Origin of the sequence: Candidatus Corynebacterium faecigallinarum, from assembly GCF_052264515.1 — a bacterium.
Classification (GTDB): Bacteria; Actinomycetota; Actinomycetes; order Mycobacteriales; family Mycobacteriaceae; genus Corynebacterium; species Corynebacterium faecigallinarum.
This window is the reverse complement of sequence record NZ_JBQQOC010000006.1, coordinates 47,993-63,420: the sequence shown is the minus strand read 5'-3', so window position 1 is coordinate 63,420 and position 15,428 is coordinate 47,993. Positions and strand designations below refer to the sequence as shown.

Here is a 15,428-nt window from a genome sequence, read left to right as displayed (position 1 = left end):
CATGGTGTTGTGCAGGAGCCCACCGAGGAACTCATTCATGTTGACGATGGCTTGGTCGATGAAGGACAGGTTCACAGCGGTTCCTCTGGGTGGTCTCGTGGGTGGTCTCGAAACGAAGGGTCGGGTACATCATAGGCGACGATCCCCTCGTTTGGGAGACGAATTTCCAGGCTAGCCTTACACATATGCTTTCCAGCGGTTACACTAACTGGGTCTAATCCGTGAGATCCATCCCACGAACCATCGCCGCCCTCCGCTGGCACTGTTGCGTTCACTGACTTTCCCGAGGACCTGCATGAACAAGCGCGCCATCACCCGCGTCGCAGCCGCGGCCATCGCCACGGCCCTGCCACTCTCCGTCATCTCCGTCACCCCTGCACTCGTCGGTGTTGCCCAGGGCCAGACGGAAGTCGTCGCCCAGGAGGCTTCCAGCGCCCCGGCGTCCGACGTTGCCCCGGCAGAGATCCGCAAGAACTTCGAGACCCGCGCTGACGCCGACGCCGACAAGTACGTCGCGGAGGACGATTCGAGCTGGCGCAAGTGGGTCTACCAGGAGAATGGCGACGTCTACAACCGCATGGAGGAGCTCAAGGTCTACTCCCCTTCGATGGAGCGCGAGATCCCCTTCGTCACGATTCGTGCTCGTGAAGGCGACGACGACAACTCGATTGCCGGTCCCCAGTCGGACGACGAGGGTCAGGACATCCCCACGATCTACCTCCTCAACGGTGCCGACGGCGGCGAGGGCATCGCCAACTGGCTGCAGCAGACCAACGCGATCGACTTCTACGGAAACCAGATCGGCAACGTCAACGTCGTCATCCCGATGGCCGGCGCCTTCTCCTACTACACCGACTGGGAGGAGCCGAACGCCAACCTGGACAAGGACGGCCACGGCAACGGCGGCAAGCAGATGTGGGAGACCTTCCTCACCAAGGAGCTCCCCGGCCCGATGGAAGATCACCTGGGCGCGGCGAAGCCTGGCGCGAACGATGCCAACCGCGCGCTGATCGGCATGTCGATGACGGCCTCCACCGCACTGGTCTACGGCCAGCAGAACCCGGGCTTCTACAACTCCATCGCCTCCTACTCCGGCTGCCCCGCCACCTCCGGCGCCTGGGAGCCGACCGTCCAGATCGTCCTGGACCGCGCGCCCGCCCAGTACGAGGAGATGTGGGGCAACCCGAACGGTGAGGTCGCCAAGCGCAACGACGCACTGCTCAACGCCGACAAGCTGGCCGGCCAGCACAACGTCTACGTCTCCAACGGCTCCGGCCTGATGGGCGAGCACGACGTCCCCTCCGGCGACCGTCTCAACGGCAACCTCCTCGGCTCGATCACCCCAGCCACCGAGGGTGGTGTCATCGAGGGCATGACCAGCTGGTGCACCCACCTACTGAAGGCAGAGACCGACAAGGCCGGCATCACCCAGTCCTCCAACAACCTGGTCTACAACTTCCGCAACACCGGCACCCACCAGTGGGGTTACTGGCAGGACGACATGTTCGACTCCTGGCCCGTGATCTCCGAGGGCATCTTCCCCGGTCAGGGTGAGCAGGCCCGTCAGCAGGTTGCCGAGGCCAAGGCCGCCTACCTCAAGGAGAACCCGGGTGCCGGCAACGCCGGTTCCACCCCGGTCTCCTCGCTGCCCTCGCTGCAGGACATCACCGAGGCAGCGAACGAAGAGAACGCCGAGTAGGCCACGCCCCTCCCAGGAATCTCGTCGATGACCTTCGTCGTTCCTCCCTGCACTCCCCCCGCCCGGAACCTGCCGGCGCGGGGGTTGTTCAGCTGATGGGTACCGGAGCCGTCCGGGCCCTGTCGGCGGCGACACTCGTCGTCGCCGTAGCCGGCTATGCCGTCATCGTCATCGCCGGCCAGGCGATGGACACCGTCGGCTACGAGGCCTTCACCGTCTTCTGGGGCATGTTCTTCGCCCTCGCCGGACTGCTCGACGGGCTACTGCAGGAAACCACCCGCGCGGTCGCGGGCCAGCGGGTCGCGGCGTCCGATACGGTGCCGACCACCGCCCCGACCACAGCCGCAGCCACAACTTCAACCGCAGCCACAGCACCGGCGACTCCCGACACCGGACGCCGCCCGTCCGCGCGTCCTCTCCTGGTCACCGCCGGCTTCGCCGCCGTCACCGCCGCGCTCGCCCTGGGCACCGCCCCACTGTGGGACGACCAGGTCATCCCCGCCGACTCCGGACTGCACGGCTGGGGCGTGGCACTGCTCGCCGCCGGCCTGGCGAGCTACGCCTTCCAGGCCGCGGTCTGCGGACTGTTGTCCGCGACCACCCGCTGGGCCACCTACGCCTGGCTGATCAGTATCGACAGTGCGATACGCGTCGTCCTCGCCCTGGTGGCGTGGGTGGCCGGCTGGCACCTGCTGGCCTTCCTGGTGGTCACCGTCCTCGGCGCGTTCACCTGGCTCGGTGCCCTGCTGCTCTCGCCGGCCACCAGGTCACTTCTGGGCGAGGTGGCGGATGTCCCCACCGGGGAGTTCATCCGCCGCACCATCAAGGCGATGCTCGCCTCCGGGGCGAACGCGGTGCTGATCACCGGCTTCCCCGTGCTGATCACCGTCACCTCCGGCCCCGAGGTCGCCGCCGGTTCCCTGGCCGCCGTCATCACCGCAGTGACCCTGACCCGCGCGCCGGTGCTGGTGCCGCTGCAACGCTTCCAACCTGCCCTCATCGTCCACTTCACCACCCAGAGAAGCCGGACCCTGCGGGCGTGCCTGACCCCCTGCGCCCTGGTCATCGGTGTCGCAGCGTTCGGCGGGGTGGCGGCATACTGGCTCGCCGAGCCGATCATGCTGTGGTTCTTCGACCCTGAACTGGTCAGTTCCCCCACGGTGCTCGCGGCGCTGACCGTGGCGTCCGGCTCCACCGCCGTGCTGATGATCACCGGGTCGGCCGTCCACGCCGCCGAGCGCCATTCGCTCTACCTCGCCGGATGGGCGGTGGCGACGGTCGTCGCCGTCGCACTGCTCGCCGTCGACGCCTCGCCGGAGACCCGGGCGGTGTTGTCCCTGGGGCTGGCCCCGCTTGTCGGCGCGGCGGTGCACCTGGGGTTCCTGGTGGGACGCCCCGACGTGTCGTCGGCCACGTGGTCAGGCGGGAGCTTGGCCGGACCGTCCCGCCTCACCTCACTCAGGACGCAGCGGAATCGTCCGGCAGGTTCTTCCGCGAGAACGCCGCGACAATGACCAGGAAGACCACGGCCACCACAACGCCGGCCCCGAGCATCACCGGGTAGCTGAACCACTCAGACACCCGGGTGAGGATCATCGGGAAGAAGAAACCGATGTAGGTCAGGGTGTAGTAGGCGGCGGTCAGGCCGGCGAGGTCGTCCGGCCCGGCGATGCGCTGCACCTCGGTGAGCCCGGAGATCAGGCACAGACCGTAGGCCGCACCCAGCACGATCGCGACGACGATGGTGTTCCACACCGCGATATTCGAGGCTGCGGCACTGGCGATCGCCATACCGACGATGACCAGCAGAAGTGCGATGATCGGGCCGCGGGCGTTGTAGCTCGTGTTGATCTGCGGGCCGAACTGCTGGATGGCGAAACCCGAGGCCAGGCAGATCACCGTGAGCATGGCGGAGAAGGCCACCGGGGTCTCCACCTGGTCCTGGACCAGCCGCGGCATGATCGCATAGGACACACCGGCCGCGCCGAACACCCAGGGGGCGATCGGGGCGACGACAGTGAGGAAACGCGGGTGGCGGATCGTCGGGACGAGCAGGTCGGACCAGAAGGATCCCTTGACCTTCAGGTGCGCCGACTGGCGGGTCTCCGGGACGGTGAGCAGCCCGGCGACGGCGATCAGCGACAGCCCGCAGTGCACCAGGTAGGGCAGCTGGCCGGGGATCGGACCCCACTCGGCGAGCACGCCGGCCAGACCGGCGCCCAGGCCGAAACCGGCGGTCAGTGTCATGGTCGCGCGCTTGGCACCTGAGGACGACTTCGCCTTCGGGTCGAACGCCGGGGTGGAGAGTTCCTTGATCCAGGAGCCGCCGACCGACATGGCGATACCGACAGCCAGGCCGGCGAGGATGCGTCCGATGAACATGATCCACTCGGTGGTCTCGCCGATGGCGATGAACACACTGCCGAGCAGGGCGATGACCGGGGCCGGCAGCATCACGGCCTTGCGTCCGTACCGGTCGGACAGGGGACCGCAGATCAACAGTCCGGCCACGATGCCTACCGCATAGGAGACCAGCAGTGAGTCGACGTAGACATCACTGAACACCGCCTCCTGCCGGTAGAAGACGAGCATGGGGGTTGCTTCGTTGCCGCCCCAGGCGACGGTGAACACGGCGAAGACGACGAACATCCACGCCCGCGCGTCGCGGGAGCTGTGTGCTATCTGACCCATGAGCATATGGTAGGACCTCATTGTTGGTCAGGCACAGCCGCCCCCACAGAAACTGCACGTATCATCGGGGAGCATGACAACCACCGACGACACCTCAGCAATCGCCGCCAGCCTCACTCGCCGCGGCAAAGATCGTCCAGACACCCTCCGCAAGCAGGCTGACGCCGCTCTCCGCGCCGCCGTCGCCGCGGAACTCCAGGACGTCCTCGACGGCCGATGGGCCGAGGTCAAGGACGCCACCCGGGCCGTCATCACCGAGAAGAACCTGCGCCCCGACGACACCCTCGGCCTCGACGAGGCCCGGGAACGCACAGCGGCGCAGATGCACGACATCCTCGCCACCGGTGCCCCCCGCGGAACCTTCCGCACCGAGCACGGCGGCACCGGCGACATCGGCGCCACCCTCTCCGGCATCGAGACCGTCGGCGGCGCCGACCTCTCGCTGATGGTCAAGGCCGGCGTCCAGTGGGGGCTGTGGGGCGGAGCCGTGGAGAACCTCGGCACCGAACGCCACATCCCGCTGATCAAGGACATCATCGAGCTGCGCACCCTCGGCTCCTTCGCCATGACCGAACGCGGCCACGGCTCCGACGTGCAGTCCCTGGAAACCACCGCCGTCTACGACCGCGACACCCACGAGTTCGTGATCAACACCCCCACTCCCACCGCGGAGAAGTGGTACATCGGCAACGCGGCCAACCACGCCCGGATGGCCGCGGTCTTCTGCCAGCTCTACACCCCGGACGCCGATGGTGAGCTCGGCGAATCCCACGGCGTGCACTGCATCGTCGTGGAGGTCCGCGACGAGAACGGCCAGGCGATACCCGGCGTGGGCATCGGCGACCACGGCTACAAGGGCGGCCTGAAGGGTGTCGACAACGGCACCTTCACCTTCGACAACGTCCGGGTCCCGCGGGAGAACCTGCTCAACCGGTTCGCCGACGTCTCCGAGGACGGCGAGTACTCCTCGCCCATCGAGTCGGTCGGTGCCCGCTTCTTCACCATGCTCGGTGCACTGATCCGCGGCCGCATCACCGTCGGAGCGTCCGCCGGAGCTGCCGCACGCACCAGCCTGACCATCGCGACCCGCTACGCCAACCAGCGTCGCCAGTTCGCCCCGGACGACAGCTTGCCGGAGAACAAGCTCATCGAGCACCGCAAGCACCGCCTGCGCCTGATCCCACTGATCGCCAAGAGCTATGCGCTGCAGCTGGCGACCAACCAGCTGATCGCCCGGATCCACGAGCTGGAGAGTGCGGACATCGACCGCACCGACATGACCAAGGAGCAGCGCTGGGACCAGCGTGAGCTGGAGGCCCACGCGGCCGCACTGAAGGCCGCCAACACCGCCCACGCCACCGCCACGATCCAGGAGTGCCGTGAGGCCTGCGGTGGCGCCGGCTACATGACCGAGAACCTGCTGACCACCTTCAAGGCCGACTCGGACGTCTTCACCACCTTCGAGGGCGACAATGTGGTCATGGCGCAGCTCGCCGCCAAGGAGCTGCTCACCGGCTTCTCCCGCGAGGTCGGTGACCTCAAGCCACTGGAGCTTGTGCGTTTCGGCCTGGACAACTTCGGCACCCTGCTCAAGCGCCGGACCGCCGCGGACACCCTGATCCAGAACCTCGTGGACTCCTTCACCGACCGTGAGGAGACCTCCCTGTTCGACCCCGGCTACCAGGTCGAACTGCTCACCGAGCGGGAGGACCGGCTGCTGATGTCCCTGATCCGCCGGATCCGCCCGGCCCAGAAGATGGACCCCGCCGAGGCCGCCGACCTGGTCGACAAGGCCCAGGACCACCTGCTGGAGTGCGCCTGGGCGCATGTGGACCGCATCGTGCTGGAGAGCATGCTGGAGGCCGAGGCGTCCCTGCCGGACGGCGACTCGAAGAAGATCTTCGAGCAGGTCCGTGACGTATACGTGCTGGACATCATCCACAGCCACAGTGGCTGGTACCAGGAGCAGAATCTGCTGACCGGCACCCGCACCAAGGCCGCGCGGGCCGCGCTCAACGACCTGGTCGACTCCCTGGGCCCGTGGTCGCAGACCCTGGTGGACGCTTTCGCGGTGCCGGAGTCTGTCGCCGGGGTGCCGCTGCTCACCGCCGAGGAGGACATGGTGACGCGGGCACAGACGAACCCGGCCGCGGGAATGCCCGGAGCTGGCGGGAGCGCCGGGCCCGCCAAGAGTGCTGAGTGACGGCCATGCGACTGATCCTCAACGTGATCTGGCTGGTGTTCTCCGGCTTCTGGCTGTTCCTGGGCTACATCCTCGCCGGAATCATCGCCTGCATCTTCATCGTCACCATTCCCTTCGGGATGGCGTCCTTCCGCATCGCCGGGTACGTGCTCTGGCCGTTCGGACGCGACGTGGTGCCGTCCTCACGGTCGGGCATCACCTCGGGTGTGGGCAATGTGATCTGGTTCGTGGTCGCCGGTTGGTGGCTGGCGATCGGCCACGTACTGACGTCGATCCCGCTGGCGCTGACCATCATCGGACTACCCATGGCCTGGGCGAACATCAAGATGATCCCGGTGACGTGCTTCCCCTTCGGCACGGAGGTCGTGAGCGCCCGGCGGTAGTGCCCGCGGCAGTCCGGAAAATAATTTCTTCCGGTGTGCAACACATAGGAGTTGGCGTCGATATCCACAGTGAGACAGCTTGAGAGGAACCAGCCAGAGTTCCGGAGTTGTCGGGAATACCGAATCTGAAAAGGAAGGTCACACCATGATCGACACCATCTCTGAGTTCTTCACCACCGTCGTCGGACTGCTGCAGGTCGGCATCACCGGCTTCGTTGACGCCATCGCCGGCCTGTTCGTCTAGGAACAGGCTCCCCGGTCCACCATGTGACCGGGTCATGAAGAAACCCCGCGTGGGCCCTTGTCGGCCCGGCGGGGTTTTCTCCTGCGCAGCCACTCTCGCGGGGTGATACGGGGCGTCGCTGCGGGGTGCGGGGTGTCTAGGCCAACCCGAAGCCCGGGTCACGTCCCACGTACGCCATCAGGCGGATCGTGGAACTCGCATCGACAGGGGCCTCGACAGGGGCGCCGAACTGCCCACGCGCCTGCAACTGCTCCCCCAGTGACCGAAGCCCACCCAGGTTCTTCTCCGCGAAGTCCTCGTCCAACTCCACGTCCCGCCCCTGGGACCGGGCGAGGTCCCAGGTGTGCATGAATACGTCGGGGATGAAGAACCCGGTGGCATTCCGCTCCAGCGACTGTCCCGGGATCGGCCCGCGGGTCACAAGCGCCTCGGCCTTCTGCGGGTCATCCAGGGTCTGCTGCACCAGGGCAACGAACTCCACCCATGCTGCGCCCGGATCCTGTGCCCGGTCTACGCTGAGTTCGACATCGACCCCGACATCCTCCAGGGCCGGCCCGAACCAGCTGAGCAGGTGCCCGATCAGGTCCCGGGCCCGCCATTCGTCGCACGGTGTCTGGGCGTCCCAGTCAACATCCTCGGTCTGGGCGGTGAAGCCTGCGGCGACCTCACGGAAACGGTCGGCAGGCGCGCTCGGCAACGCCATGGTGAACCTCCTGCGGTGTCAGTGAACTTATGGGGATCAGTCGGGATCATGCTGAAAGAAACTGGTGTCCAGCGTACTCGTCAAGCCACGATCAGACCCTGGTTCCAACCCTGGACCAGCACGAACACCAGTGCCGCAACACATGCCACCATGACCAGGCTGTCGCCGGGCCCCGAGGCCCGGATCCGCATCGGGCCGGGCAACAGGTGCACCGACCCCCAGCGGTCCCCACCGACCGGGACCAGTGGAGCGAACAGGGGCACCCCGCTGCGGGTCACCGCGTCCCCCACACAATGGGTCACGCACCCGACCCCCACGGCTGTCGCCATCACCGGAGCCGACAGCATGTCCGGCATATCGCGGGCAATCAGCAGCGTCAGCCCGGCAGCAACCACCACCGACCCCACAGCTCCCCAGGTCCGGGCCCACGGCCTGGCCAAGGAATGCAACGCCAGCAGCACCAGCGTGGCGAAAATGACCAGGGTGAGATTCTGTGCGCCCAGGCTCACCGCCACCCACGTCGCTGCGGCAAGGAGGACGGCGAACAGCAGGGTGTGCGTGGTGGTGCGGTGGCCGCCGACGGTGCGTCCTTTCGCGCCGGTGAGCTCGGCGATCATCGCCGAGGCCCGGTTGACGAACACCGCCAGCAACCTGCTGACCGGACCCAGCACCCGGGCAGCTGTACCGGACGGGTGGTCCAGGTCCGGCAGGATCGCCGCGCCGGCAGTCACACCGATGAGTACGCCCGCCGCCGACGCTGTGACCGGCTGCCCGGTCAGCTCCGCGGTGGCCACAGCGACCACCGCCCCGGCGGCTGCCCCGGACATCGCGTGAGTGGGCCCCATGACCATGTGGCGTGCTCCTTCCTGCCGTCTCTGCTGTGTCACATTCGCGCGGTCGCGCGTGCATGAACAAGTTGTAGCAGGCGCCTCGGACACGAAAAGACCCCCGGCGACTGACGTCGTTCCGGGGGTCTTCTTCACAGAGCCGCTTGCGAGAATCGAACTCGCGACCTTTTCATTACGAGTGAAACGCTCTACCGACTGAGCTAAAGCGGCACAGGCGCATATCCTAGCCGACCCACACACGCCTGAACAAAACCGCACGAACACCACACCGACACCGACTCAGAACTGACGCTGGACCGGCTCAGGACCGGCTCAGACCTGCCCGCAGCACTCCTTCAACCTGCCCACCATCGCCGTCAGCGCCACCTCCGGCTTCACGTTGAAGCCGAGGGTCGTGCGGCACTCCGACACCGCGTCGATGCAGCGCACCAGGGAATCCGGGCGGTTGCGTCGGGCCAGCTCACCGGAGACCTTCAACTGGTCCGGGTGAAGATACCCCCCTACCGGCGCTCCGGAGTCGTCCACCGCGCCGGCGGCGAGCATCATCGCATCGCGGTACAACCCCGCGATGTCGATCAACGCCAGGTCCAGTGCATCCCGCAGCAACCGGGTCCGACGGTTCTTCTGCTCCTTCTCCAGCTCCTTGATCTGCCCGACCGATCCGACCTGCGCCTTGGCCACCCCGCGCCCCTTGGCGCCCACGCCCAGGGCGCTCTCCAGTTCGGCGACCTCCCTGGCATCGCGGTCGGCGACCGAGGCCGCGGCCTCCTCCGTCGCCGTCTTCACCAGCTCGGTGATGAACTGGTAGGCCCCGGCGCCCTCGTACACCAGTCCCGGCAGCCTTAGCGCGGTCGCCCGCTTCTGCCGGGCAGCGTCCTGCGAAGCCAGGTGCCGGGCCCGGCCGATGTGCCCGCCGGAGACGTCCGCCGCCCAGTTCGCCTGCTCCGGTGACAGGCCCAGCTTCTCATCGGCGAGCAGCACCGCCTCCACCTCCTGCTTCGAAGGGGTGGGGACGTACAGGTGCCGGCACCGCGACCGCAGGGTCACCGCGATGTCCTGCGGGTCGGTACTGGGGGCGCACAGGATGAACACGGTGCGCTCCGGCGGCTCCTCGATACTCTTGAGCAGGGCGTTGGCACTGGAGTCATTGAACCTGTCGGCGTCCTCGAAGACCACGATGCGCCACGGGGCGACCGTCGGCATCGCCGCGGCAGTCCGGATGACCTCGCGGGCCTCCGCCACCTGGATCACCACCCCGTCGGTGTGCACCCAGGTGATGTCCGGGTGGCTCCCCGCCGCCGCCGAGCGGCACTGATCGCACCGACCACAGCCCACGATATCGGGGTTGTCGCAGACCAGGGCGGTGGCGAAAGCTCTGGCCGCGACGCTGCGTCCTGACCCGGGCGGCCCGGTGAACAACCACGAGTGGGTCATCGCGGCGTCCTGTCCCCCGTCGGCGGTCGCCGAGGGCTCGGCGAAACGCCCCCCGGCCACCCGGCTGCGGGCCGCCGCCACCGCCGCACGCAGCGGCACGGTCACATGCGGGCTGAGGACGCTCGCGCCGAAGACGTCCATGGCGTCGGCGGCGTCGGTGTCGGTACTGTCCGCTGCGGTAGTCACACCCGACGAGTGTAGTCCGGCCGCACCGTGTCCGTGGCCTCGGTTACTCTGTAGGACATGAAGAAACTGGGTCAGTACATCAAGTGGGCGTGGGGCACCACGTGGCCGCTGTACGCCCTGTCCGTGCTGATCGTGAACGTCGCCGGCGCATTGGCCCTGGCCACATTCCTACGCTTCCTCGTCCCTCTGGGCGGGGCGCAGGAACTGGTGTCGGTCACCACCACGACCGCCACCCTCTACGGCCTCTACTTCGTCATCGCGCTCGTCGCCGGCATCTCGATGACCTTGTACTTCTTCGCCCCGGTGCTGCGATGGCAACGCAACCCGACCGCCTCTGACCCGGTCGCCATCCGCAGCCTGGTGCTGCGGATCCCCGCCATGCAGGCGACGTTGGGGGCAGTGTTGTGGGCGATCGGCGTGGTGATCTTCACTGTCGTCGCCCTACAGGTCTCCACGGCATGGGCGTTGACCGTCGCGGTGACCGCCGTGCTCGGCGGCGCGATGGTGGTGCTGATGACCTTCATGGTCGCCGAGCGGCTGGTCCGCCCCGTCGCCGCACGCGCCCTGGACCGCAGCCCAGCACCGCAGGAGCGCATCTCACCACTGTCGCTGCAGATCACCATGGTGTGGATCCTGACCTCGGCGGTACCGGTGATCGGCGTGGTCCTGATGGTGCTGGCACAGGCCACCTCATTCTTCCCCGGGGACGCCCGGAAGATCCTGCCCGGTGTCCTGGCGCTCAGCCTGACCGCCCTGTTCACCGGGTTCTCCGGAACCCGGATGACCACGATGACGGTGGTGGACCCGATCCGGGAGCTCCAGTACGCCATGAACCGGGTGCGCCGCGGAGATTCCCGGGCCCAGGTGCGCATCTATGACGCCACCGAGATCGGTGTGCTGCAGGCCGGCTTCAACGAGATGATGGCCGGGCTGCGGGAACGCGAGCAGGTCCGGGAGCTTTTCGGACGCTACGTCGGCGACGAGGTCGCCCGCCGCGCGATCGAGGAGCGGCCGGAGCTCGGTGGTGAGAACCGGTTCGTCGGCGTGCTCTTCGTCGATGTCATCGGCTCCACCGGGTTTGCCGTTTCCCGGGAACCGCAGCACGTGGTCAGTGCACTGAACAGCTTCTTCGACAAGGTCGTCGAGGTGGTGCACCGCAACCGGGGCATGATCAACAAGTTCGAGGGCGATGCCGCCCTGGCCGTGTTCGGCGCACCAATCCCGCTGGACGACATCGCCGGGCATGCCCTGACCGCCGCCCGGGAGTTGAACCTGGAACTGCAGGAGCATGAGCTGCCGGCCGGTATCGGTGTCGCCGTCGGTGAGGTCGTGGCCGGGCACATCGGCGCACAGGACCGTTTCGAGTACACGGTGATCGGCGATGCGGTGAACTCCGCGGCCCGGCTGACCGACCTGGCAAAGGACACGCCCGGCCAGGTGCTGACGAATGCGGCGACGCTGCGCCAGGCCAATGAAGCCGAGCATTCGCGGTGGACCGTGATGAAGTCGGTGGAGCTGCGGGGTCGTAAGTCGATGACGCAGCTGGCCCGGCCGATCCGTCCGACGCTGGCTGAGCGCGGGTAGTAGCGCGGGGCCGGGAGCGCGGGTAGGCGCGGGTAGTCACCAGGCAAGCGCGGTCACAGCCACCTTCTGACACCTCACTCCCGCTCCCGGGTGGTTTGAAGGGGTCAAACCACCCGGGAGCGGGAGTGAGAGCGCTGACGGGTGCCACGGCCGCACCGGGAGGGCGCCACGGGACCTGCAGCGGGGTATCAGGCCTTCTTCGTGGTCTTCTTCGCCGTGGTCTTCTTCGCCGTTGACTTCTTAGCCGTCTTCGTGGACTTCTTCGTCGTCTTCTTGGCGGCCTTCTTCGCCGGCGACTTCCGCGCCGACTTCGCCGACTTCTTGGCCGGCGAGCCACCGTCGGCGGCCTCCTTGGCACGACGCTCACTGAGCAGCTCATTGCCCCGGGCATCGGTCATGGTCTCCGGGGAGTCACCACGGCGCAGCGAGGCATTCGTCGTCCCGTCGGTGACATAGGCACCGAAGCGACCCTCCTTCACCGTCATCGGCTTGCCGGAGACGTCATTGTCACCCAGCTGCTTCAGCGGCGGTTTAGCGGCAGCGCGGCCCCGACGCTTCGGCTCAGCGTAGATCCGCCGTGCCTCGTCCAGGGTGACGGTGAAGATCTGCTCCTCATTCGCCAGCGAGCGGGAGTCATTGCCCTTCTTCAGGTACGCGCCGTACCGGCCGTTCTGGGCGGTGATCATCTCACCGTCGGACGGATCCACACCGACCTCGCGCGGCAGGCTCATCAGCTTCAGTGCCTCATCCAGGGTCACCGTCGCCGGGTCCATCGAGGCGAACAGTGACGCCGTCTTCGGCTTGAGGGTCTCATCCAGGATCTCCTTGATCCGCTTGGCCTTGCGGTTCTCAGCGGTCTTGGTCTCCCGGCTCAGCGGCTTCTTGCCCTCCTCGGCACGGGCGGCGTCATCGGCGTCACGCTCGGCCTCGACGGTCTTCTCCGCCTCCGCGGTGACGCGAGCCTCCTCATCGTCCTTCACCTTCTCGGTGACGTACGGCCCGTAGCGTCCCTCACGAGCCATGATCATCCGGCCGTTGGCCGGGTTCACCCCGACCTCACGACCACCCTGCGGGGTGGCGAAGAGCTTCTCGGCGACCTCGAGGCTCAACTCGTCCGGGGTCATCGACTCCGGCAGGTTCGCACGCTGCACCTCCGGCTCGGTGCCCTCGGGGGAACCGGCGGGCACCGGCTTGGTGCGCTCCAGGTAGGGGCCGTAGCGTCCCACCCGGACGATGACGGGGATGCCGTCGGCGTCGTCGAACAGGTGCAGGGAGTTCACCTTGCGGGCGTCGATCTGCTCCAGGTTGTCGCCGACCAGGTGCTTCAGGCCGCCCAGCCGGGCGACGGTGTCGGCGGTGTTGTCGGACGCCTTCTCGTCACCGAAGTAGAACCCCCGCAGCCACTGCGAACGGTCCTGGTCACCGCGGGCGATCTCGTCGAGCTCGTCCTCCATCGAGGAGGTGAACTCGTAGTCCACCAGCGAACTGAAGCTCTGCTCCAGCAGACCCACCACCGCGAAGGCGACCCAGCTGGGCACCAGGGCGGAACCGCGGGCGACGACGTACCCGCGTGCCTTGATGGTGTTGATGATCGAGGCATAGGTCGACGGACGACCGATGCCGAGCTCCTCCATCGTCTTGACCAGGGAGGCTTCGGTGAAGCGGGCGGGCGGGTTGGTGGAGTGACCGTCGGCGGTGACCTTCTCCGTGGTCAAAACGTCGCCCTCGGTCAGCACCGGCAGCGCCTTCTCGGCGTTGTCGGCGACATTGCGACCGTCGGCGGTCTGCGTGGTCTCCACGTAGGCCTTGAGGAAACCAGGGAAGGTGATGGTGCGTCCGGTGGCCTGGAAGTCCACGTCATTGCCGGTCTTCGCCGTGCCGGAGACGGTGACCTTCATCGAGGTACCTCGGGCGTCGGACATCTGCGAGGCGACGGTGCGCTGCCAGATCAGCTCGTAGAGCTTGAACTCCTCGGCGTCGAGCTGTCCGGCGAGCTTGCCGGGGGTGGCGAAGGTCTCGCCGGCCGGACGGATCGCCTCGTGCGCCTCCTGGCTGTTCTTCACCTTGCGGGTGTACTGACGCGGCGCATCGTGCACGTAGGACGGCCCGTAGAGCTCCTTGGCCTGCTGCCGGGCGGCGTCGATGCCGGCCTTCGACAGGCTCGTGGAGTCGGTACGCATATAGGTGATGTGGCCGTTCTCGTAGAGCCGCTGCGCGATACGCATCGTGCGGTCCGAGGAGTAGTGCAACTTGCGGCCGGCCTCCTGCTGCAGCGTGGAGGTCATGAACGGCGGGTAGGGGCGCCGGGTGTACGGCTTCTCCTCCACCGCGGTGACGTTCATCGACGCCCCGGCCAGCCCCTCGGCCAGGGCTTCGGCGGTGGACTTGTCGATGACGGTGACATTCTCCTGGGCCTTGCCGGTCTTCAGCACACCGTCGTCGCCGAAGTCACGGCCCTGGGCCACGCGCCTACCGTCGACGGCGGCGAGGCTCGCCTGGAAGGACATCGGGTTGGCCGAAGCGTCCTGCCCGGCCGCAGCCGAGGCGGCACCGCTGGCGTCGAGGGTGGCGGTGAGGTCCCAGTACTCGGCGGAGACGAACGCCATGCGCTCGCGCTCACGCTCGACGATCACGCGGGTGGCCACGGACTGGACGCGTCCGGCCGACAGTCGCGGCATGACCTTCTTCCACAGCACCGGGGAGACCTCGTAGCCGTAGAGACGGTCGAGGACACGGCGGGTCTCCTGGGCGTCGACCAGGTCGTGGTCGAGCTCGCGGGTGTTCTCCGCGGCCTCCTTGATGGCAGCCTCGGTGATCTCGTGGAAGACCATGCGGCGCACCGGCACCTTGGGCTTCAGGACCTCCAGCAGGTGCCAGGCGATGGCCTCGCCCTCACGGTCGGGGTCTGTCGCGAGGTAGACGACATCGGACTGCTTGAGCTTGGCTTTGAGCTCGGTGACCTTCTTCTTCTTGTCCGGGTTCACCACGTACAGCGGCTCGAAGTCGTCGTCGACGTTGACCCCGAGACGGGCCCAGGGCTCCTTCTTGTACTTGGCGGGGACGTCGGCGGCACCGCGGGGGAGGTCGCGGATGTGCCCGACAGAGGCGTCGACGAGGTAGTTGTCGCCCAGGAAGCGCTGGATTTTCTTCGCCTTTGTGGCCGACTCGACGATCACGAGTTTCTTGCCACCGGTCGCGGTGTCCTGCGCTGCCATAGAGATTTCTCCCACCTTCTCAATCCTCGCCGGTGTCTCCCGGCCTCCACTCTGTCCAGGGCCGGGATCTGCGGTGTCCGGCACCGTGATCACGACGCACAGAGGGGTTCGAGGTGAGACCATACACGTCACTGCGGACAAGAGTCGGCAAACCCTGCCCCCTGGGGGAGTCGGGGCCCGCCTTCCGGCAGGGCGGGACGCCCTTCCTGACGTCATATCCGACGTCCTCCCCGATGCC

Annotated in this window: 10 protein-coding genes and 1 tRNA gene; 5 read left to right on the top strand and 6 right to left on the bottom strand. The window is 67.3% G+C overall.

Annotation, left to right across the window (positions count from 1 at the left end; genetic code table 11):
- Window positions 1-295: 295 nt before the first annotated feature.
- Window positions 296-1,699 carry an alpha/beta hydrolase gene (locus tag ACTXPP_RS04575; protein ID WP_301495021.1) on the top strand — a complete coding sequence of 468 codons (1,404 nt, stop codon included), beginning with the start codon at window positions 296-298 and terminating at the stop codon, window positions 1,697-1,699.
- A 95-nt stretch (window positions 1,700-1,794) separates the two neighbouring features.
- Window positions 1,795-3,213 (top strand): hypothetical protein, encoded by a 1,419-nt coding sequence (locus ACTXPP_RS04570; protein WP_443341123.1) that lies wholly within the window; start codon window positions 1,795-1,797, stop codon window positions 3,211-3,213.
- Here ACTXPP_RS04570 and ACTXPP_RS04565 read toward each other — a convergent pair.
- Complete coding sequence (locus ACTXPP_RS04565) at window positions 3,158-4,390, bottom strand: MFS transporter (protein WP_301495017.1); 1,233 nt, start codon at window positions 4,388-4,390, stop codon at window positions 3,158-3,160. The genes ACTXPP_RS04570 and ACTXPP_RS04565 overlap by 56 nt on opposite strands.
- A 73-nt stretch (window positions 4,391-4,463) precedes the next feature.
- Here ACTXPP_RS04565 and ACTXPP_RS04560 point away from each other — a divergent pair, with 73 nt between their 5' ends.
- Window positions 4,464-6,593 (top strand): acyl-CoA dehydrogenase family protein, encoded by a 2,130-nt coding sequence (locus ACTXPP_RS04560; protein WP_301520202.1) that lies wholly within the window; start codon window positions 4,464-4,466, stop codon window positions 6,591-6,593.
- 5 nt (window positions 6,594-6,598) lie between these two features.
- The gene (locus ACTXPP_RS04555) at window positions 6,599-6,976 is read left to right on the top strand and encodes a YccF domain-containing protein (RefSeq protein WP_301495015.1); all 378 of its coding nucleotides are present in this window, start codon (window positions 6,599-6,601) and stop codon (window positions 6,974-6,976) included.
- Between the two features lie 380 nt (window positions 6,977-7,356).
- Here ACTXPP_RS04555 and ACTXPP_RS04550 read toward each other — a convergent pair whose 3' ends face one another.
- From ACTXPP_RS04550 to ACTXPP_RS04535, 4 genes are all read right to left on the bottom strand, one after another.
- Window positions 7,357-7,923, bottom strand: coding sequence for a TIGR03086 family metal-binding protein (locus tag ACTXPP_RS04550; protein ID WP_301520203.1), 567 nt, complete (start codon window positions 7,921-7,923; stop codon window positions 7,357-7,359).
- A gap of 80 nt (window positions 7,924-8,003) precedes the next feature.
- A complete protein-coding gene (locus ACTXPP_RS04545) occupies window positions 8,004-8,774 on the bottom strand; it encodes a metal-dependent hydrolase (protein ID WP_443341120.1) in 771 nt (256 codons plus the stop codon).
- A 134-nt stretch (window positions 8,775-8,908) separates the two neighbouring features.
- A tRNA-Thr gene (locus ACTXPP_RS04540) sits at window positions 8,909-8,981 on the bottom strand.
- Window positions 8,982-9,083: 102 nt separating this feature from the next.
- Entirely contained in the window at window positions 9,084-10,346 is a 1,263-nt protein-coding gene (locus ACTXPP_RS04535) for a DNA polymerase III subunit delta' (protein ID WP_443341184.1), read from the bottom strand.
- A 102-nt stretch (window positions 10,347-10,448) separates the two neighbouring features.
- On the opposite strand from ACTXPP_RS04535, the gene ACTXPP_RS04530 reads away from it, so the two are divergent.
- Complete coding sequence (locus ACTXPP_RS04530; RefSeq protein WP_443341118.1) at window positions 10,449-11,975, top strand: adenylate/guanylate cyclase domain-containing protein; 1,527 nt, start codon at window positions 10,449-10,451, stop codon at window positions 11,973-11,975.
- Window positions 11,976-12,163: 188 nt separating this feature from the next.
- On the opposite strand, the gene topA is transcribed toward ACTXPP_RS04530, so the two are convergent.
- Window positions 12,164-15,190, bottom strand: coding sequence for a type I DNA topoisomerase (topA, locus tag ACTXPP_RS04525; RefSeq protein ID WP_301495009.1), 3,027 nt, complete (start codon window positions 15,188-15,190; stop codon window positions 12,164-12,166).
- Between the last annotated feature and the right edge of the window lie 238 nt (window positions 15,191-15,428).

Excerpts from the sequence above, each read along its gene's own strand:
- ACTXPP_RS04575 (WP_301495021.1), top strand. The coding sequence starts at position 296 with ATGAACAAGCGCGCCATCACCCGCGTCGCAGCCGCGGCCATCGCCACG.
- ACTXPP_RS04570 (WP_443341123.1), top strand. The coding sequence starts at position 1,795 with ATGGGTACCGGAGCCGTCCGGGCCCTGTCGGCGGCGACACTCGTCGTC.
- ACTXPP_RS04565 (WP_301495017.1), bottom strand. The coding sequence starts at position 4,390 with ATGGGTCAGATAGCACACAGCTCCCGCGACGCGCGGGCGTGGATGTTC.
- ACTXPP_RS04560 (WP_301520202.1), top strand. The coding sequence starts at position 4,464 with ATGACAACCACCGACGACACCTCAGCAATCGCCGCCAGCCTCACTCGC.
- ACTXPP_RS04555 (WP_301495015.1), top strand. The coding sequence starts at position 6,599 with ATGCGACTGATCCTCAACGTGATCTGGCTGGTGTTCTCCGGCTTCTGG.
- ACTXPP_RS04550 (WP_301520203.1), bottom strand. The coding sequence starts at position 7,923 with ATGGCGTTGCCGAGCGCGCCTGCCGACCGTTTCCGTGAGGTCGCCGCA.
- ACTXPP_RS04545 (WP_443341120.1), bottom strand. The coding sequence starts at position 8,774 with ATGGTCATGGGGCCCACTCACGCGATGTCCGGGGCAGCCGCCGGGGCG.
- ACTXPP_RS04535 (WP_443341184.1), bottom strand. The coding sequence starts at position 10,346 with ATGGACGTCTTCGGCGCGAGCGTCCTCAGCCCGCATGTGACCGTGCCG.
- ACTXPP_RS04530 (WP_443341118.1), top strand. The coding sequence starts at position 10,449 with ATGAAGAAACTGGGTCAGTACATCAAGTGGGCGTGGGGCACCACGTGG.
- topA (WP_301495009.1), bottom strand. The coding sequence starts at position 15,190 with ATGGCAGCGCAGGACACCGCGACCGGTGGCAAGAAACTCGTGATCGTC.